Below are 18,814 nucleotides of genomic sequence, written 5' to 3' on the forward strand. Positions count from 1 at the left end.
TTTGTTGACTTGTTCGCAGAAGGGGTCTGACCAGCGATGCACACTGCCGAATCGGCCGGCGCACCCTGCGGTGCGGAAACTGACGTGATACGCGTCCGTGGACTGACGTTCACCTATCCAGAGGCCGCCGATCCGGCGATACGCGGCATGGACTTCACCGTCGGCCGCGGCGAGATCTTCGGCTTTCTCGGGCCCAGCGGCGCCGGAAAGTCGACGACCCAGAAACTGCTGATCGGGCTGCTGCATGGCCATGGAGGAGAGGCCACGGTGTGGGGTAAGGATCCGCGGGCCTGGGGACCCGACTACTACGAGCGCATCGGCGTCTCATTCGAGCTACCGAATCACTACCAAAAGCTCACCGGGCTGGAGAATCTGCAGTTCTTCGCCTCGCTCTACAGCGGCCAAAGGGCGGACCCGATGGCACTGCTGGAGGCGGTGGGCCTGGCCGACGACGCGCACACGCGGGTTGGCAAGTACTCCAAGGGAATGCAGATGCGGCTGACGTTCGCCCGGTCGCTGATCAACAACCCTGAACTGCTGTTCCTCGACGAGCCCACCTCCGGTCTCGACCCGGTCAACGCGCGCAAGGTCAAAGACATCATCCTGGACCTGAAGGCGCGGGGTCGAACGATCTTTCTGACCACCCACGACATGTCAACCGCCGATGAGCTCTGCGACAGAGTGGCTTTCGTCGTCGACGGCCGGATCGTCGCACTCGATACCCCCGCCGAGCTCAAGATCGCGCGCAGCCAGCGGCGCGTGCGCGTGGAGTACCGCGGCGAAGGCGGACGCCTCGATGTGGCCGAGTTCGGTATGGACGGGCTCGCAGATGACCTGGGCTTTCACGCCGTGCTCCGCAACCAACACGTCGAGACCATCCACAGCAGGGAGGCGACGCTCGACGACGTTTTCGTCGAGACCACCGGAAGGCGACTGACATGACACCGGCTTCGGGACTCCGGCGACGTTGGGCCAGGTGCATCAGTGCGCTGCGCATCGAGGCGACGCTGCAGTACAGGCAGAAGTTCCTTCACGCGGGCGTCTTCTCCGGGCTGATGTGGCTGGCGGTGTTGTTGCCGATGCCGCGAAGTCTGCGTCCGGTCGCCGAACCCTACGTTCTCTTCGGCGACATCTCGATCATCGGGTTCTTCTTCATCGGGGGCATCGTGTTCTTCGAGAAGCAGGAGCGCACGATCGGCGCCATCGTCTCCACCCCGCTGCGGTTCTGGGAGTACCTGACTGCGAAACTCCTAGTGCTGGTGTTTGTTTCACTGTTCGTGGCGGTCGCCGTGGCGACGATCTCGAGTGGATTCGGCTATGACCTTGTTCGGGTGGTCGTCGGTGTCGTGCTGGGCACGCTGTTGATGCTGCTGGTGAGTTTCATCAGCTCACTGCCGTTCGCATCGGTGACCGACTGGTTCCTTTCCGCGACCATCCCGCTCGCGGTGTTGAGCTTGCCGATTCTCTTCTACGCCGGTGTGTGGCCGAACCCGGTGATGTACCTCATCCCTTCACAGGGCCCGCTGCTGCTGCTGGGGTCGGCGTACGGTCAGGTGACGCTCGCGCCTTGGCAAGCTCTCTACGCGGTGCTGTATCCGCTTGTCTGCGTAGCGGCGCTGTGCTGGGTTGCGAAGGCCGCCTTCGACCGGTACGTCGTCGAAAGGTCGGGTGTGCTGTGAGGGCGGCATCGGCGAACGCGCTGGCCGCCCTCGGCCGCAACGACATTCGCGGCACCTATCGGGAACCGCTGCTGGTGATGGTCGTCCTCGCGCCCGTCATCTGGACTGCCGGGGTGGCGTTTCTGACGCCGATGTTCACCGAGATGCTCTCGCAGCGTTACGGTTTCGATCTGGTGCCGTACTACCCCTTGGTGCTCACCGCGTTCTTGTTGTTGACGAGCATCATCATCGTCGGGGGGTTGGCGGCGATGTTGGTGTTGGACGAGCTGGACGGCGGCACGATGGCGGCGCTGCGGGTGACGCCTGTGCCGCTGGTTACCTACTTCGCCTACCGCGCGGGCACCGTCATGGCGGTGACCACCATCTATGTGGTTGCAACGATGTCCTTCAGCGGGATTCTGGCGCCGGGGCTGATTCCCGCCCTCATTCCGATCGGCTTGGTGGCGGGGTTGTCGGCTGTGGTGACGCTGCTGCTGATCGTCGCGGTGGCGAGCAACAAGATTCAGGGCATCGCAATGATTCGCGCCCTCGGCATGCTGATCGCCGGACTGCCCTGCCTGCCGTGGTTCATCGACTCGGCATGGAACCTCGCCTTCGGAGTGTTGCCGCCCTACTGGGCAGCCAAGGCGTTCTGGGTGGCCAGTGAACATGGCGTCTGGTGGCCATATCTCGTTGGCGGCGCCGTGTACAACGTGACCGTCGCGTGGGTGTTGTTCCAGCGCTTCATGGCGAAGGCTCAGCGCTCGGCGAAGTAGCGCGCCAGCCGTCGGTGCCGGTGGCCGAACAGCGCGCCGATGCCTGCCCCGACGAGCGGTGTGAAAAGTCGCAATGGCGCTCTGAGGTCGAACGTGAGACGGTCGCGCACAATGGTTTTGCCGTCGGCGGTGGACTCGATCGCGCGCTCGTGGCGCCAACGCCGCATCGACAGCATCGTCGACTCCTCGTGGAAGCCTCGCCCGGGCCACAGCTCGGCGATCGTGAGGTCGTCGTAGTCGAAGGGCAGCACGCCGAACAGCCGCAGCCAGCACCGGCCGACCGGAGTGCCGACCGGAACGGTGTCGACCGTCAGATCCCCGGCGCCGCGCGGTATCGACATCGTCATCCACGGCCGCAGTTCGTCGTTGATGCCTTCCGGGGTGACCACGCGGGCCCATACCGCTTCGGCGGGTGCCTCGACGATGCTCTGGCGCTCGATGATCATGACCATTGACGGTATTCGACGGGGCCGGGTCCCGAGGCGCTACCGCATGCACTGCTAAGTTGGGCAGCGGTGTGCCGGGAAGCCTGGTCGGCAATTCGATTCCGACTTCAGGGAGCACATCGTGAAGAATCCTGCTGAGCAGACCGCCATCGGTCCAATGGTGATCGTCGCGGCGGACCAGTACGAAACTCCGCCGTTGGTCTTCGATCCGTGGGCCGCGAAGATATTGCCTTTCGGCGGCCGGATTGCCGCATCGCTGACCCGCTGGGCAGCGGCTCGACGGGCGTTCAAGGCGATAACCGACAGGCGCATCAGCGGCGGCTGGTCCAACTTCTTGTGCCGGAAGCGATACGTCGACGATCAACTGCTCAGCGCTGTCGACGAAGGCATCGACGCCGTTGTCATTCTGGGCGCCGGTTTCGACACCCGCGCGTATCGCCTACCCGAGATGGCGACCGTACCGGTCTGCGAAGTCGACCTGCCCGGCAACGTCGCACGAAAGGCGGCCGCGGTGCGGCGGTGCTTCGGTGGCGTGCCGCCACACGTGAGGTTGTTGGCCGTCGATTTCGAATCCGACAGTCTCGCCGAGGCTCTCACGCGAGAAGGCTTCGGGCCAGACAAGCGCATCTTCTACATCTGGGAGGGCGTGACCATGTATCTCACCGAGCCGGCGGTGCGCAAGACCATGGAATCCCTTTCGATCGCGGCGCCCGGCAGCATGCTGACCTTCACCTTCATCCGCAAGGATTTTCTCGACGGTCAGGAAATGTATGGAGCGGGCGGCATCTACGAAGAAGCCGTGGTGAAACGGGGCCTCTGGCACTTCGGACTGGATCCCGATCAAGTGAGCGGATTCCTCGCCGAATACGGCTGGCAAGAGATCGAACAAGTCGGACACCAGTTGTACGCGTCGAGGTATCTGAGGCCTGCGGGGCGCGACGACGTCGTCTCGGAGATCGAGCGAGCGGTGTACGCGGCGCGCTAGCCCAGCACGAAGTAGCGCAACCACAGGTAAAGCGCGGAAAGCACGATCGAAACCACCGTGATCAGGGCACCTTTGCGGGTGAACTCCCAGAATGAGATCGGATTGTCGGCGCGGCGCGCGATGCCCAGCATCACGACGTTGGCGCTCGCGCCGACGGCGGTCAGGTTGCCGCCGAAGTCGGCCCCCAGCGCCAGCGCCCACCACAGCACATCCGGGTGCGCGAGATCCGTGATGCTCGCCGACAGTTCGCTGACGATCGGCGTCATGGTCGCGGTGTAGGGAATGTTGTCGATGACACCGGACACTGGTGCGGAGATGCCGAGGATCAGCATCGTCGTGAGCAGACCGTTGCCGTCGGTGAATTCGGTCGCCGCGCGTGCCAGTTCCTCGACGACGCCCGTCTTGACCAGCGCGCCGACCATCACGAAAAGGCCGGCGAAGAAGAGCAGGGTCTCCCATTCGACGCTGGCGAGGTAGTCACGCTGCTCGAGTCGCGATATCAGGATCAAAACGCCGGCGCCGAGTAGCGCGACGACCGAGGGTTCGATGTGCAGCACGGAATGGCCGATGAATGCGGCGAACACGGCGACGAGCACGACGCCGCATTTGATCAGCAGACGAGGGTTCTGAATGGCTTCGCGCTCGTTCAATGTCATCACGTCTGCCGCGCGTTCGGGGTCGACGTCGAAGCTTCCGCGGAAGATGAAAGGTATCAATGCGACGAAAACTGCCATCACGATGAGCACGATCGGCGTCATATGGATCAGGAAGTCGTTGAAGGACAAGCCTGCTCGGCTGGCGATGATGATGTTCGGCGGGTCACCGACGAGAGTGGAGGCACCGCCGATGTTCGACGCCAGCACTTCGGCGATCAGGAACGGGATCGGGTTGATCTCCAGCCGTTCACACACCAGCAGCGTGACGGGCGCGATGAGCAGGACGGTGGTGACGTTGTCCAACAGCGCCGACGCGAAGGCGGTGACCAGCACCAGCAAGATCATGATTCGCAGTGGAGAACCGTTGGCGCGCTTGGCGGCCCAGATCGCGATGTATTCGAAGACGCCGGTCTGCCGCAGCACGCCGACGATGATCATCATCCCGAACAGCAGGAAGATGACGTTCCAGTCGATTCCGGTCTCGTGCGAATAGAACGCGTCGTCTGCTTCGACGATCCCGAGGGCCAGCACGATGGCGCCGCCGCACAACGCCACCAGCGTCTTGTTGATACGGTCGCTGGCAATCAAAATGTAGGCGATCACGAAAACGGTGATCGCTATGGCGGCCACAGGTGCTAGCTCCTCAGCGCGGCGTCCAGGAGCCGCGACGCGGTGATGACACCGTGCAACCGGCCATCCTTCATGACGGCGATCAACGGACTTCTGAACCGGGCCATGAGCGCGGCCACTTCGATGATGGTGTCATCGGCGTTGACGGCCGGAATATCGGTGAGGTGTTCCGGCAGCACATCGTGGACCTTCTTGTTGCCCAACTTCTCCGCGGCACGATCGGCCCACGACTCGTTGATCACTCCGGCCAGCGACGGGTCGTCCTGGACATAGGTGGGCACGATGAACCGCACCACTTGGGAGGCGGGCAGCACCGCATTGGGCTTTCCGGACTTATCCGTGACGAGTATTCCGGGCAGCCGGTGTTCGGCGAGTACGCGGGCAGCGTCCAGCGCGTTCGAGTCAACTGTTATCACCGGGAAATCCTCAGCCAAGTCTTCGGCATGCATATCAGCACCCTACGACCGTCTCGCACATCATCTGTTCCCTTCAGGTGGTCAGGTCGCGGCGGGAATAGCCGACCATCCCCGCCGCGATGAGGGCGGCGCCGATCACGGCGAAGCCCCCGGTTGCGGCCCAGTCCGGTGCCGCGTTGGGCACCGCCGCCAGGTGGGCGAACGGCGACAGACCGGCCACCCACGTCGGTGCATCCGCGTTCGACGCGAGGACGTTGAACACGAAGCCGCCCGCCACCGGAACCGCACCGATCGCGGCGACGGCGGACGGTAGCCAGCCGACGGCCAGGCTGGCCGCACCGACCGCAAGCCAGGCGACCGACGCGGGGTACAGCGCCCCGCCCAGTGCGTCGCCCATCGTCAGCGGCGCCCCCGTGATCGCAGCGCCCGCCCACATCGAGAGTCCGGCGCTCGCGTGTAGCAGTAGCAACCCCGCCGTCGTCACGACGATCTCTGTGCCCGCCAGCCTGATTCGTGAAACCTCCGTGGCGAGCACCGGCGTCCAGCGGCGGTCCCTCTCGTCGGTGACGAGCGCCGCCAACCGCGTGGCCGCGTAGAGGCTGGTCGGTATGGCAAGCAGGCCGAACAGTGCGGCGGCGAACCCGGTGGCCGAATCGAGTCCGGCGAACCCTGCGGCGGCAGCGAGTTCTGCGAAGCGTCGGTTGGTGTCGAAGAACTCCAGGATCGACGCGATGAGGGCACCCAGGAGCAGGAAGTATGCGGCGATGCCCACCGCCCATCCGGCGGTGGGCCGGATCGCACGGCGGATCGCGAATCCGGTGATCGAGCCCAGCAGCGTGGTTCGCGGTGCCCTCCCGGTCGCTACCCGAATCAGCCCGTGGCCGACGTCCCGGTGCTGCGCCGCATAGGGGGCGGCCAGTGCGAATGCGATGGCCACGCAGCCCATGACGAGCAGCGGACCCACCCGATTGTCGGCGTAGGGCGCTGCCCGCGCAGTGAGGCCGAACGGAGTCGTCCACGCTGTCCAGGCCAGTGCCGGCACGCCGTCGGCAAGCATCCGCGTCAGGAAGGCCACGCCGAGCAGGCCGACGGTGACGCCGACGGCGGCGGACCGTGTGGGCATGATCTGCGAAGCGAGCACAGCGCCGCTGCCGAACGTCAGCGTGAACCCGAGAATCGCGCCCGCGTAGACGGCTGAACCGGTGGCGTTCGTACCGGCGGCGAACATCGCCACGCCAACGGCAGCGGCGATCAGCACCGCGGCGCCGCCGACGGCGGTCAGGGTTCGCAGCACCACACCGCGCAGCGACACCCTGCCTGCAAGTATGAGGTCGACGCGGCCGGCATCTTCCTCTCCGCGCGTGATCCGCGTCGCCGCGATCAAGATCCACACACCAGCCAATAGCAGCACCGGCATTCCGGTGCGCCACACGGTGAAGCCGCCGGCATCATCGAGCGCTACGGGAGGGCCGAAAAGGATTCGGATAGCGGGGTTTTCGGTCAGCGACTGCAACGCGGACTGGTCGAGGGCATCGTTGAATGTCGTCTGGTACTGCACTGCGACCAGTGCCGACATTCCCGCGCACACGGCAGCGACGATCAGCGCGCCGCGGCGCAACTGACGAACACTCAGCTTGGTGATCGCATGGCCGGCAGCCGATGTCGGCGTTGTATGGTTCGGTGCGAACGCGGTGGCGGTCACCGCGCCGGCTCGCCGTAATAGTCGAGAAAGATCTCCTCGAGAGTCGGTTCGCGCATCGCGAGCATCGTGATATCCGCTGCAGCCAGGGCGCTCAGGGCGGGTGCGGGCGCGCCAGTCAGATTGAAGCGCAGCCGGTTCCCGTCGATGCGATCGAGGTCGGATACTCCGGGAATGCTTTCCAAGGCGGGTGGGACTCCGCGATAAGCCACATCGACGATGGTTCGGCGCAAACGACGTAGGTCGGCGATTGTGTCGATTTCTACGAGCCGACCGGATCGCAGGATGGCAACACGGTCGCACACCGCCTCTACCTCGGCAAGCTGATGGGAGCTGAGGAAGACGGCCTGGCCACGGTCCTTCGCTTCGATGACGCAGTTCCGAAACTCTCGCTCCATCAACGGGTCCAGACCACTGGTTGGTTCGTCCAACACGAGCAGAGGCGCGCGAGTGGCGAACGCGGCGACGAGCGCGACCTTCTGACGATTGCCGGTGGAATACGCTTTTCCCGGTCTATCGAGCTCTAGCTGAAATCGTCTGACGAGTTCGAAGCGGTAGTCGGTGTCCACACTTGGACCGACATTGCCGAGCAGCTCGAGGATTTCGGCCCCGGTCAATGACGGCCATAGTGCGACGTCGGCGGGAACGTACGCCAGATGCCGGTGTGCACGTGCGAAGTCGTTCGCCTCGGCGCCGAAAATCCATGCGCTACCGGCGTTCGCGCGAATGAGGCCGAGCATCAGGCGAATAGTGGTGGACTTCCCGGAACCGTTGGGTCCGAGAAAGCCGAACACCTCGCCCGGCTCGACGACAAAGCTGAGGTCGTCGACGGCGACCACATCACCGAACGTCTTCGTCAGGCGGTCAATGCGAACAGCGAACTGGGGCGCAGATTCTGCGCGTGCCGAGGAAGAGGCGGGCACCGAAATCCTTTCACGAGTCGGGCTAATGACTGCCGACCCGACTTCCCGGCGCTCCACGGCCGAATCTACCTCTGATCGATGCCGCACACTAGCCATTAACGAGAATCGTCGACGCGTTCACTAGGATCGGGCCGGTGCCAACCAATTTGCGCCTTCTCACCCGCGGCTCATGGGCGGAGTCGCAACGGTTTTCCGAGATTCTGCGCAAGGAAACCGTCGGCGGGATGCTGCTGTTGGGCGCCGCTGGCGCGGCGCTGGTGTGGGCGAATTCACCGTGGTCCGCGGCCTATCGCGCGGTCTCGGAGTACACCGTCGGGCCGGAGTCGCTGCATCTGGATCTGAGCGTCTCAGCATGGGCCGCCGACGGGCTTCTTGCCGTCTTCTTCTTCGTCGTCGGGCTGGAACTCAAGCGCGAGTTCGTCGCCGGCGACCTTCGCGATCCGCGCCGCGCCGCGCTGCCGATCGCCGCGGCCATCGGTGGCATGATCGTGCCGGCCGCCATCTACCTCGCCATCAATTCCGGTCATCCGGAGAACCTGGACGGCTGGGCGGTGCCGATCGCCACCGACATCGCGTTCGCATTGGCTGTGTTGGCCGTCTTGTCGACGCATCTGCCCACGGCGCTGCGGACGTTTCTACTCACGCTCGCCGTCGTCGACGATCTGCTGGCCATCACCGTCATCGCCGTGTTCTTCACCGAGGATCTGTCGCCCGGCCCGTTGGCGCTGGCCCTCATTCCGATCGGACTGTTCGGGCTCGCGGTGCAGCGCGGCATTCACCATTGGTGGCTGCTCCTGCCGCTGGCCGTGGCCGCCTGGGCACTGGTGCATGCGAGCGGGGTGCACGCGACGGTCGCCGGGGTGGTGTTGGGATTCACGGTTCCGGTCCTCGGCAGGTTCGGGCATCCGACGGCGGAACTGTTCGAGCACACACTTCGGCCGCTGTCAGCCGGGTTCGCGGTGCCCGTGTTCGCGTTTTTCGCCGCCGGCGTGACTGTCGGCGGCTGGTCCGGACTCGGCGACGCGCTTCTTCACCCGATCACCGGCGGGGTGATCGCCGGCCTGGTCATCGGCAAGCCCGCGGGGGTGTGGCTGACCGCATTTCTGCTGGCCAAGTTCACCCACGCCAGCCTCGACGACGAGCTCGCCTGGCGTGACGTCCTGGGCGTCGCCTTGCTCGCGGGCATCGGCTTCACAGTTTCGTTATTGATCGGCGAATTGGCGTTCGGCCACGGCACCACTGCAGGCGACGACGTCAAGATCGGCGTGCTTGTCGGTTCCGTTCTCGCAGGTGTGCTGGCATCCGTGGTGCTGCTGAGCCGCAACGCCGCCTACCGCCGCATCGAAGCGATCGAGACCGCCGACACCGACCGCGACGGTGTGCCCGACATCTACGAAGCTCGACACGACTGACCACCACAGGCGTGCGTAAACTGAACGAATGCTTGAACAGATCCGCGGTCCCGCCGATCTGCAGCACCTGACGCAGTCGCAACTGAGCGATTTGGCACGTGAGATCCGCGAGTTTTTGATCCACAAGGTCGCTGCGACCGGCGGACATCTCGGCCCGAACCTCGGCGTCGTTGAGCTCACGCTCGCGCTTCACCGGGTGTTCGATTCGCCGCACGACCCGATCGTCTTCGACACCGGACACCAGTCGTACGTGCACAAGATGCTGACCGGGCGCAGCCACGAGTTCGACACGCTGCGCAAGAAGGGTGGCCTGTCCGGCTACCCGTCGCGCGAGGAGAGCGAGCACGACTGGGTGGAGTCCAGCCACGCCAGTTCGGCGCTGTCGTATGCCGACGGGCTGGCCAAGGCGTTCGAGTTGTCCGGGCACCGCAACCGGCACGTGGTCGCCGTCGTCGGCGACGGCGCCCTGACCGGCGGCATGTGCTGGGAGGCGCTGAACAACATCGCCGCCGCGCGACGGCCGGTCGTGATCGTCGTCAACGACAACGGCCGCAGTTACGCGCCGACGATCGGCGGCCTGGCCGAGCACCTGGCCGGCCTGCGGCTGCAGCCGGGCTACGAACGGGTGCTCGAAGAGGGCCGCAAGGCGGTGCGCGGCGTCCCGATCATCGGTGAGCTGTGCTACCAGGGCATGCACTCCATCAAGGCCGGCATCAAGGACGCGTTGTCGCCGCAGGTGATGTTCACCGACCTCGGGCTGAAGTACGTCGGCCCGATCGACGGCCACGACGAGCATGCGGTGGAGATCGCGCTGCGCCGGGCGCGGGGCTACAGCAGGCCCGTCATAGTGCATGTCGTCACCCGTAAGGGCATGGGCTACGCGCCCGCGGAGAACGACGAAGCCGACCAGATGCACTCGTGCGGTGTCATCGATCCCGAGACCGGGTTGGCGACGTCGGTGCCCGGCCCCGGCTGGACGTCGACGTTTTCAGAGGCGCTCGTCGGCTATGCCGCCCGGCGTCGCGACGTCGTGGCGATCACCGCGGCGATGTCCGGCCCGACGGGGCTCAGTGCGTTCCGCCAGCGCTTCCCGGACCGGTTCTTCGACGTCGGCATCGCCGAGCAGCATGCGATGACGTCGGCGGCGGGGCTGGCGATGGGCGGGCTGCATCCGGTGGTCGCGATCTACTCGACGTTCCTCAACCGCGCGTTCGACCAGGTCATGATGGACGTGGCGCTGCACAAGCTGCCGGTGACGATGGTGTTGGACCGCTCGGGGATCACCGGCCCCGACGGCGCCAGCCACAACGGCATGTGGGACCTGTCGATGCTGAGCATCGTGCCCGGTATCCGGGTGGCCGCACCGCGTGACGGCACCCGGTTGCGTGAGGAACTCGGCGAGGCGCTCGACATCGATGACGGTCCGACCGCCATTCGGTTCCCGAAAGGTGATGTCGGCGAAGATATTTCGGCTGTCGAACGGCGCGGCGGCGTCGACGTGCTGGGCGTGCCCGCCGACGGCCTCGCCGACGACGTGCTGTTGGTGGCGGTGGGCCCGTTCGCGTCAATGGCGTTGGCGATCGCCGAACTGCTGCGCAACCAGGGCATCGGCGTGACGGTCGTCGACCCGCGCTGGGTGCTGCCCGTGCCGGAGGCGATCGCCGGGTTGGCTCGCGACCACAAACTCGTCGTGACGCTCGAGGACAACGGCGTCAACGGCGGCGTGGGGTCGGCGGTCTCGGCGGCGCTGCGTCGCGCGGAGATCGACGTGCCGTGCCGCGATGTCGGCCTGCCGCAGAAGTTCTTCGCGCAGGCGTCGCGCAGCGAGGTGCTCGCGGAGGTCGGCTTGACCGATCGCACCGTCGCCCGCCAGATCACCGGGTGGGTCGCCGCGCAGGGCACGGCGGTCACCGAACCCGAAGTCAGCGAGCGTTTCGACTAGTCGTTGTCAGCGCTTAGCTCGGTAGGGGGCGGGCGTCTAGGCTATGGAAATGAAATTCGCTGGGGTAGTTCGTGTTCTGACTGCCGCGTTGGTGTGTGCGGTCGCGTTGGTGGGGATGACCGGCACGGCATCGGCAGCGGCGCCGCAGTGGTCGGGTCTCGACGCACGCGCCTACGACGGTCCGATCCCGGCGCCGGGCGGTTTGATCGAGTCGGTCCCGCTCGACCCGGCTCTGTCGGTGGCCGGAGCCGATGAGGCCTATCGCATCCTGTACGCCACCATCGATCAGCATGACCGACCCGCGGTGAGTACGGCGGTCGTCTTCACTCCGAAAAGCTCTCCGGCACAGGGCGGTTGGCCCGTCGTCGCCTGGGCACACGGAACCGTCGGGCTGGGTGACGCCTGCACGCCGTCGGCACAGCCGCGCAGCGAACGCGACAACGAATACCTGACACATTGGCTGAACCAGGGCTACGTGGTGGTCGGTAGCGACTACGCGGGCCTGGGCACTCCGGGATTGATGAGCTATCTCAACAGCGTCACCACGGCCCGAGGCGTGGTGGATTCGGTGATCGCGGCGCACCAGATGGGTCTGCCGATGTCACCTAAATGGGCTGTGGTGGGTCAGTCGCAGGGCGGTGGAGCAGCCGTCGCCACCGCCCGATGGGCCACGGAGTTCAGTGCCGGTTCGGGCCTTGACTATCGCGCAGTTGTCGCCACCGGAACCCCGGCCGATGTCGAGAGCATCGTCAAGCAGGCGGGCCCGAACATGGTCGTCCCTCCGGAACTCGGTCCGGTCGCCAACGCCTACACCGCCTACATCGTGGCCGCACTGCGGGAGGCTCACCCTGAGCTCGACATCAACCGCATCCTCACTCCGGCCGGCCGCGCCGCCGCCGATCAGGCCGAAACCGTGTGTGTCGCTGAGCTGTCCGCGGCGTTGGCCGACATGACGGTGCCCGGTTTCTTCGATGAGCCTTTGGCGTCGATTCCGGGGGCTACCGCGGCCGTCGACACGTTCATGGGAATCCCGGCGGACGGGTATGACCGGCCGATATTTCTCGGTGTCGGTCTGCTCGATCGCGATGTGCCGCCGAACCTGACGTTGCGGTTCTACGACCGGCTCACCGCCAACGGTCAAGACGTCACGTTGAAGGTTTACCCGGACGAGGACCACAGCGGCACCGTGTTGGCCTCGCTGCCGGATTCGACGCCGTTTCTGGCGCAGCAGTTCCACTGACTAAGCTGCGGTGATGGATGCTGAGCTAAAGAGCTGGAAGGCCGCGGGCCGGTACTTCGATTACCTCGGCTTCGACATCTTCTACCGCGTCGACGGCCCGCCGCTGGGTGAGGCGCCGACGCTGCTGACCATCCACGGCTATCCGTTCAACTCGTGGGACTGGTCGCTGATCTGGCCGACGCTCACCGAGCGCTTCACCGTGATCGCGCCGGACATGATCGGCCTGGGTTTCTCGGCGAAGCCGAGTGACTACCGGTACTCAGTAGGCGATCACGCCGACATGCACGAGGCGCTGCTCGACCATCTGCGCGTCGAGAGCTGCCACGTGCTGGCCCACGACCTCGGTGACTCGGTCGGTCAGGAACTGTTGGCCCGCAGCGAGTTTGGCGAACAGGTCTACGGGTCGGTGCAGTACCAGTCGATCACCTGGCTCAACGGTGGGCTGTTCAACGAGGCGTACACGCCGCGCACCATGCAGAAGCTGATGTCGGCAACACCGTTGGGCGGGTTGATGAGTCCGCTGCAGGGCAGCCCGCTGTCGCGGCGCCTGCTCGAGTCCACGATCAACGAGATGTTCGGCCCGAACACCAAACCGTCACGTGAGCTGATGGACCGCTTCCACCAGATCCTCGAGTACAACGACGGGAAGCGGGTGCTGCACAAGGTCGGCCGTTTCCTCGGCGACCGCTACACACATCGCAACCGCTGGGTGCGCGCGATGCGCGAAACCGCGGTGCCGATGCGCCTGATCGACGGCCCGGTCGACCCGAACTCGGGCGCCCACATGGCCCGTCGTTACGCCGAGGTGGTTCCCGATGCCGACGTCGTGATGCTTGCCGACGACATCGGTCACTGGCCGCAACTCGAAGCGTCCGCAGAAGTGTTGCGGCACTTCCTCGCCCACGTCGAGGAGGTGACCGCCTAACTCGGCTCGCCGGGGGTCGGCGTGCGCGCCAAAGCGTCGGCCAGCACCGGCACGGTCAAGTCGCGTTGCCACGGTCGGGCGCCGGCGTCCCGCAGGAACCGCTCGACCACCGCGGGCGTGTCCTGGACGGGCTCCCAGTCCCAGCACAACCGGCGCACGATGTCGGGGGAGAGCAGGTTCTCCGCCGGCACCGAAACCCGCTGCGACACCTCGGATATGGCGGCACGCGCCACCTCCAATCGGGCGGCGGCTTCGGGTTTGCGCCTGACCCACCGGGATGCGGGCGGCGGCCCGTTCGAGGGCTCCTGCGACGACGGCGGGTCCTGCGTGGTGCGTGCCCGCGCGAGCGCGTCCAGCCACACCTTGGCGCTGCGGCGCTGCCGGTTTCCGCCGAACACCGGGAGCGCGGTCAGCTTCTCGATGGTGTCGGGATCGGCGGTGGCGGCGTTGATGATCGCCGAGTCGGGCAGGATGCGGCCGGGCGCGATGTCGCGGCGCTGGGCGATATGGTCGCGGGTGGTCCACAGTTCGCGCACCGCGGCAAGGGCCCGCGTGTCGCGGACCTTGTGGATGCCCGATGTGCGCCGCCAGCGGTCGCGGCGTGTGGGCGCCGCCTCGAAGTTTCGCAGGTGTTCGAATTCCTGTGCTGCCCAGTCGGTTTTGCCCTGCTCTTCGAGCACCGCCGCGATCGCGTCACGCAGGTCGATCAGCACCTCGACATCCAGCGCCGCATAGTTGAGCCACTCGTCGGGCAACGGTCGCCGGGACCAGTCGGCGGCGCCGTGCCCCTTCATGAGTTGCAGGCCCAGCAGGCGCTGCACCATTGCGGCGAGGTTGACCTTCTCGAAGCCGGCCAGTCTGCCGGCCAGCTCGGTGTCGTACACGGTGACCGGCCGGATGCCGAGTTCGGCCAGGCACGGCAGATCCTGGTCGGCGGCGTGCAGCACCCACTCGTCGCTGGCCAGCACCTCGGCCACCGGCGCCAAGGTCTCGACCGGATCGGCGCCGTGGCTCACCGGGTCGATCAACACGGTGCCCGCGCCGTCGCGCCGGATCTGCACGAGGTAGGCGCGGTTGGAGTAACGGAATCCGGATGCGCGTTCGGCGTCCACCGCAAACGGCCCGCGGCCGGACGCCAGAAGGTCGGCGGCCCTGCGGATTTCGCTGACGCTGCTCGACAGTGGGGGTACTCCGCCGTGCGGTGTCAGCAGCGGCGTGGCTTCCGGCTCGGCGTGTTCGGCCCCAGATGCCTCCGATGAAGCCTTGGTCATCGTCAAGCGCGGGTACGTGAGCCCAGGTCGGTGACGCCTTGAGGAGGCAGACCGGCCGCGTGCTCGAGCACCTCGCAGAACGCCTCGACATGCGGCCCCAGCTCGAGCGTCGTCGCCGTCCACGAGGCTCGCAGTTCGAGCTGATGAGCCCGCGGCGGGCCGGAGATGTCGCCGTAGCGCACCGATGTGGTGGCGGTGACGGTACCGCCCAGCGCGGTGACGTGTTCGGCCCGTTCCTCGAGGGCGTCGACGAGCCAGCTCCACGCCACTTCGGGTAACAGCGGATCGACCGCCTCGCTGGGGTCCAGGTCGGCCTGGATGTAGGCGACCAGCCGCATGGTGCCGTCCCACGCCTCTGCGCCTTCGGGGTCGTGCAGCAGAATCAGCCGACCGAACGCATCGCCCTCCGAGCGCTCCGGGACGATCACGGTCTCGGGATGTCGGACCTCGGCGCCCAACGCATAGCTGAACGGCGCCAGCCGCTGCGGCGGGCGGATCGGGCCGAGCTCGATCTCCGGTCGGACGGTGGTGGCAGTCATTGCCGCCACCGCTTCGCGGAACTGAGCCGGTTCGGCGGTGGTCACGACGATCCACGCTAGCTGATCTGAGCTGGTCTGTGCGCATGGCGCGCCGATTCGGCCGGGCATCGGTCCGCCTCGAGGCGAGGACGGTCATCGCCGGTCCGCATGGCAGCATTGAAACCGATGAACATCCGCCGTGAGCTGCCCGAGTCGCCGTATCTGGCCGCCGCGAGCGGCCGCAAACCCAGTCGTGTGCCGGTGTGGTTCATGCGGCAGGCCGGCCGGTCGCTGCCGGAGTACCGCGCGCTGCGGGCGAAGAACACGATGATGCAGGCCTGCTTCGACGCCGGGCTGATCACCGAGATCACGCTGCAGCCGGTCCGCAGGCACGGGGTCGACGCCGCGATCCTGTTCTCCGACATCGTCGTGCCGCTGCGGGCTTCCGGCATCGACCTCGACATCGTGCCCGACGTCGGCCCGGTGATCGATCATCCGATCCGGGCCGCCGCCGACGTCGCTACCCTCAGGCCGCTGGAGCCGCAGCAGGTCGCGCCGGTCGCCGAGGCCGTCGAAATGCTGGTGTCCGAGCTCGGCGACGTGCCGTTGATCGGGTTCGCCGGCGCGCCGTTCACGCTGGCGTCCTATCTGGTCGAAGGCGGTCCGAGCCGCAACCACGAGCGCACCAAGGCGATGATGCTGGGCGAACCCGACACCTGGCATGCATTGATGACCGCGCTGACCGACGTCACGATCGCGTTTCTGCAGGTGCAGGTGAACGCCGGGGTCGACGCGATCCAGGTGTTCGACTCGTGGGCGGGCACCCTGTCGCTGGCCGATTACCGCAGCTACGTGCTGCCGCACAGCACCCGGGTGTTCGCCGCGTTGGCCGGCGCCGGGGTGCCGATGACGCACTTCGGGGTGGGCACCGCCGAACTGCTGGGCGCGATGTCGCAGGCGGCCTCCGGCCACGGTGCCCCGGCCGTCGTAGGGGTCGACTGGCGCACGTCGCTGCCCGACGCCGCCGCCCGAGTAGTGCCCGGGACGGCATTGCAGGGCAACCTCGACCCGGTGGTGTTGCTGGCGGGCTGGCCTGTCGCAGAACGCGCAGCACGTGCCGTTGTCGACGACGGCAGGCGCGCTGTCGACGCCGGCGCGGCCGGCCATGTGTTCAACCTGGGCCACGGCGTGCTGCCCGCCACCGATCCGGGGATGATCACCGATGTCGTGGCGCTGGTGCATTCGTTGTGACGGCGTCGTACTGCGTTGTCGGCGGCGGCATTTCGGGTCTTGTCGCCGCCTATCGACTGCGCGTGGCGGCGGGACCGGACGCAACGATCACGCTGTTGGACCCCGCGGACCGGTTGGGCGGCGTACTGCGCACCGAACGGGTCGGCGGCCAGCCGATGGACGTGGGCGCCGAGGCGTTCGTCGCGCGGCGACCGGAAGTCCCCGCGTTGCTGGCCGAGCTCGGGTTGGCCGACCGTCAGGTCGGCACGACCGGTGCGCGCCCGCTGATCTACAGCCAGGCCCGCCTGCATCCATTGCCGGTGGGAACGCTGCAGGGGATACCGGCGCAGGCGTCGGCGCTGGCCGGGCTGGTCGACGACGCGACGCTCGCGCGCATACACGCCGAACGCCACCGGCCGTTCTCCTGGCGCCCCGGCGCCGACCCGTCCGTCGCCGAACTGATCGGCGACCGGTTCGGTGAGCAGGTGGTGACCCGATCGGTGGAGCCGCTGCTGGCCGGGGTCTATGCCGGTTCCGCGGCGACGATCGGGGTGCGGGCGGCAGTTCCGGCACTGACCGCCGTACTGGACCGCGGCGCGCGCAGCCTGACCGACGCCGTGCGGGAGGCGCTGCCTCCGGCGGCGTCGGGGTCGGTCTTCGGCGCGGTCGACGGCGGCTACACGGTGCTGGTCGAGGAGCTCGCCCGCCGCGCAGGGTTGCGTTGGCTGCAGGTGACCGCCGAGAGCCTGCACCGAGCGCCGCACGGTTGGGAAGTGGTCGACGACGAGGGTGCCCGCCATCGCGCGGACGCGCTGGTGCTGGCCGTGCCGGCACCGCGGTTGGCGCAGCTCATCGCCGACGTGGCGCCGCGTGCCGCCGCCGCGGCGCGACGCATCCCGGTGGCCTCGACGGCGCTGGTGGCGTTGGCGCTGCCGGGCGGGACGCCGCTGCCGCAGCAGTCGGGAGTGCTGGTGGCCAGCGGTGAACGCCTGCGGTCGAAAGCGGTGACGTTGTCGTCGCGCAAGTGGGGTCCGCGCGGCAACGTCGAGTTGGTGCGGTTGTCGTTCGGCCGATTCGGCGATGACCTGGCCCGCAGCGCCGGCGACGAGGACCTGCTCACCTGGTCTGCGCAGGATCTGGCGACGCTGTTCGGGGTGAGGACGGAGCCGGTCGACTGTCACGTGCAGCGGTGGATCGACGCGATGCCGCAGTACGGGCCCGGCCACGGTCAGCTGGTGGCGGAGTTGCGGGCAGGGCTGCCGCCGACGATCGCGGTGGCGGGCGGATTCTTGGACGGCATCGGCGTGCCCGCGTGTGTGTCGGCGGCGACCAGGGCGGCGGCGTCGCTGGTCACTCCGCGCGTGGCACGATAGGGCTATGGCCAAACTCGACTACGACACGCTCAACTCCACCATCCGCTACCTGATGTTTTCGGTGTTCTCGGTGCGGCCGGGCGAGCTGGGCGAGGAGCGCGCAGCGGTCGTCGACGAGACCGCGACCTTCCTCAAGCAGCAGGAGGAACGCGGCGTGGTCGTGCGTGGCCTGTATGACATCGCGGGCATGCGCGCCGACGCGGACTTCATGATGTGGACGCACGCGGACAACGTCGAGGCGCTCCAGGCCACCTACGCGGACTTCCGTCGCACCACGACATTGGGGCGCGCGAGCGAACCGGTGTGGAGCAGCGTCGCGCTGCACCGGCCGGCGGAGTTCAACAAGAGCCATATCCCGGCGTTCCTGGCCGGCGAGGAGCCCGGCAATTACATCTGCGTGTATCCGTTCGTCCGGTCCTACGAGTGGTATCTGCTGCCCGACGAGGAGCGGCGCCGCATGCTCTCTGAGCACGGCATGGCGGCGCGGGGGTACAAGGATGTCCGGGCCAACACGGTGCCGGCGTTCGCGCTCGGCGACTACGAGTGGATCCTGGCGTTCGAGGCGCCGGAGCTGTACCGGATCGTCGACTTGATGCGTGACCTGCGCGCCACTGACGCACGACGGCATACCCGTGAGGAGACGCCGTTCTTCACGGGCCCGAGGGTGGGTGCCGAGCAGTTGATCGAACGGCTGCCGTAAAAGCCCACACCGGC

18 protein-coding genes are annotated in these 18,814 nt (G+C 66.9%); 11 read left to right on the top strand and 7 right to left on the bottom strand.

The genetic code is table 11. From position 1 onward, the window contains the following. Nucleotides 1-36: 36 nt before the first annotated feature. From AU188_RS15755 to AU188_RS15765, 3 genes are read left to right on the top strand one after another with little or no spacing between them, the layout of a single operon-like run. Nucleotides 37-942: an ABC transporter ATP-binding protein gene (locus AU188_RS15755; RefSeq protein ID WP_059164611.1), complete on the top strand. Its 906-nt coding sequence runs from the start codon at nucleotides 37-39 to the stop codon at nucleotides 940-942. Then, entirely contained in the window at nucleotides 939-1,679 is a 741-nt protein-coding gene (locus tag AU188_RS15760; protein WP_059164612.1) for a fluoroquinolone export ABC transporter permease subunit, read from the top strand. The genes AU188_RS15755 and AU188_RS15760 overlap by 4 nt, the downstream gene beginning before the upstream one ends. Further along, the gene (locus AU188_RS15765; protein WP_059164613.1) at nucleotides 1,676-2,434 is read left to right on the top strand and encodes an Rv2686c family ABC transporter permease subunit; all 759 of its coding nucleotides are present in this window, start codon (nucleotides 1,676-1,678) and stop codon (nucleotides 2,432-2,434) included. The genes AU188_RS15760 and AU188_RS15765 overlap by 4 nt, the downstream gene beginning before the upstream one ends. On the opposite strand, the gene AU188_RS15770 is transcribed toward AU188_RS15765, so the two are convergent. Then, on the bottom strand, nucleotides 2,416-2,880 hold the full coding sequence (locus AU188_RS15770; protein ID WP_059164772.1) for an Rv1443c family protein: 465 nt from the start codon (nucleotides 2,878-2,880) through the stop codon (nucleotides 2,416-2,418). The genes AU188_RS15765 and AU188_RS15770 overlap by 19 nt on opposite strands. 118 nt (nucleotides 2,881-2,998) lie before the next feature. Between AU188_RS15770 and AU188_RS15775 the strand changes: the two genes are divergently transcribed. After that, nucleotides 2,999-3,865, top strand: a complete 867-nt coding sequence (locus AU188_RS15775; RefSeq protein WP_216636188.1) for an SAM-dependent methyltransferase — start codon at nucleotides 2,999-3,001, stop codon at nucleotides 3,863-3,865. On the opposite strand, the gene AU188_RS15780 is transcribed toward AU188_RS15775, so the two are convergent. The 4 genes from AU188_RS15780 to AU188_RS15795 are packed head-to-tail and all read right to left on the bottom strand — an operon-like array spanning nucleotide 3,862 to nucleotide 8,189. Continuing rightward, a complete protein-coding gene (locus AU188_RS15780; protein ID WP_059164614.1) occupies nucleotides 3,862-5,151 on the bottom strand; it encodes an ArsB/NhaD family transporter in 1,290 nt (429 codons plus the stop codon). The two genes, AU188_RS15775 and AU188_RS15780, sit on opposite strands and share 4 nt — an antisense overlap. Nucleotides 5,152-5,156: 5 nt before the next feature. After that, nucleotides 5,157-5,600 (bottom strand): CBS domain-containing protein, encoded by a 444-nt coding sequence (locus AU188_RS15785; protein ID WP_059164615.1) that lies wholly within the window; start codon nucleotides 5,598-5,600, stop codon nucleotides 5,157-5,159. Nucleotides 5,601-5,640: 40 nt separating this feature from the next. After that, nucleotides 5,641-7,269 carry an ABC transporter permease gene (locus tag AU188_RS15790; protein WP_059164616.1) on the bottom strand — a complete coding sequence of 543 codons (1,629 nt, stop codon included), beginning with the start codon at nucleotides 7,267-7,269 and terminating at the stop codon, nucleotides 5,641-5,643. Further along, nucleotides 7,266-8,189: an ABC transporter ATP-binding protein gene (locus tag AU188_RS15795; RefSeq protein WP_286137503.1), complete on the bottom strand. Its 924-nt coding sequence runs from the start codon at nucleotides 8,187-8,189 to the stop codon at nucleotides 7,266-7,268. Before AU188_RS15795 ends, AU188_RS15790 begins: the two co-directional genes overlap by 4 nt. Before the next feature lie 134 nt (nucleotides 8,190-8,323). Here AU188_RS15795 and nhaA point away from each other — a divergent pair, with 134 nt between their 5' ends. The 4 genes from nhaA to AU188_RS15815 are packed head-to-tail and all read left to right on the top strand — an operon-like array spanning nucleotide 8,324 to nucleotide 13,708. Then, complete coding sequence (gene nhaA / locus AU188_RS15800) at nucleotides 8,324-9,601, top strand: Na+/H+ antiporter NhaA (RefSeq protein ID WP_059164618.1); 1,278 nt, start codon at nucleotides 8,324-8,326, stop codon at nucleotides 9,599-9,601. 28 nt (nucleotides 9,602-9,629) lie between these two features. Next, complete coding sequence (dxs, locus tag AU188_RS15805; RefSeq protein ID WP_059164619.1) at nucleotides 9,630-11,543, top strand: 1-deoxy-D-xylulose-5-phosphate synthase; 1,914 nt, start codon at nucleotides 9,630-9,632, stop codon at nucleotides 11,541-11,543. 43 nt (nucleotides 11,544-11,586) lie between these two features. Further along, nucleotides 11,587-12,783: a prolyl oligopeptidase family serine peptidase gene (locus AU188_RS15810; RefSeq protein ID WP_082686655.1), complete on the top strand. Its 1,197-nt coding sequence runs from the start codon at nucleotides 11,587-11,589 to the stop codon at nucleotides 12,781-12,783. Between the two features lie 13 nt (nucleotides 12,784-12,796). After that, a complete protein-coding gene (locus AU188_RS15815) occupies nucleotides 12,797-13,708 on the top strand; it encodes an alpha/beta fold hydrolase (protein WP_059164620.1) in 912 nt (303 codons plus the stop codon). Here AU188_RS15815 and AU188_RS15820 read toward each other — a convergent pair. Then, entirely contained in the window at nucleotides 13,705-14,979 is a 1,275-nt protein-coding gene (locus AU188_RS15820; RefSeq protein ID WP_059164621.1) for an HRDC domain-containing protein, read from the bottom strand. The genes AU188_RS15815 and AU188_RS15820 overlap by 4 nt on opposite strands. Nucleotides 14,980-14,981: 2 nt before the next feature. Continuing rightward, a complete protein-coding gene (locus AU188_RS15825; RefSeq protein ID WP_231740335.1) occupies nucleotides 14,982-15,518 on the bottom strand; it encodes a DUF3000 domain-containing protein in 537 nt (178 codons plus the stop codon). 165 nt (nucleotides 15,519-15,683) lie between these two features. Between AU188_RS15825 and hemE the strand changes: the two genes are divergently transcribed. From hemE to hemQ, 3 genes are read left to right on the top strand one after another with little or no spacing between them, the layout of a single operon-like run. Then, nucleotides 15,684-16,748 (top strand): uroporphyrinogen decarboxylase, encoded by a 1,065-nt coding sequence (hemE, locus tag AU188_RS15830; RefSeq protein WP_059164622.1) that lies wholly within the window; start codon nucleotides 15,684-15,686, stop codon nucleotides 16,746-16,748. Next, entirely contained in the window at nucleotides 16,745-18,100 is a 1,356-nt protein-coding gene (locus AU188_RS15835) for a protoporphyrinogen oxidase (RefSeq protein WP_059164623.1), read from the top strand. Before hemE ends, AU188_RS15835 begins: the two co-directional genes overlap by 4 nt. Before the next feature lie 4 nt (nucleotides 18,101-18,104). Then, nucleotides 18,105-18,800 carry a hydrogen peroxide-dependent heme synthase gene (hemQ, locus tag AU188_RS15840; RefSeq protein WP_059164624.1) on the top strand — a complete coding sequence of 232 codons (696 nt, stop codon included), beginning with the start codon at nucleotides 18,105-18,107 and terminating at the stop codon, nucleotides 18,798-18,800. Nucleotides 18,801-18,814: the final 14 nt, after the last annotated feature.

This window comes from Mycobacterium sp. IS-3022 (genome assembly GCF_001500065.1).
Taxonomy (GTDB): domain Bacteria; phylum Actinomycetota; class Actinomycetes; order Mycobacteriales; family Mycobacteriaceae; genus Mycobacterium.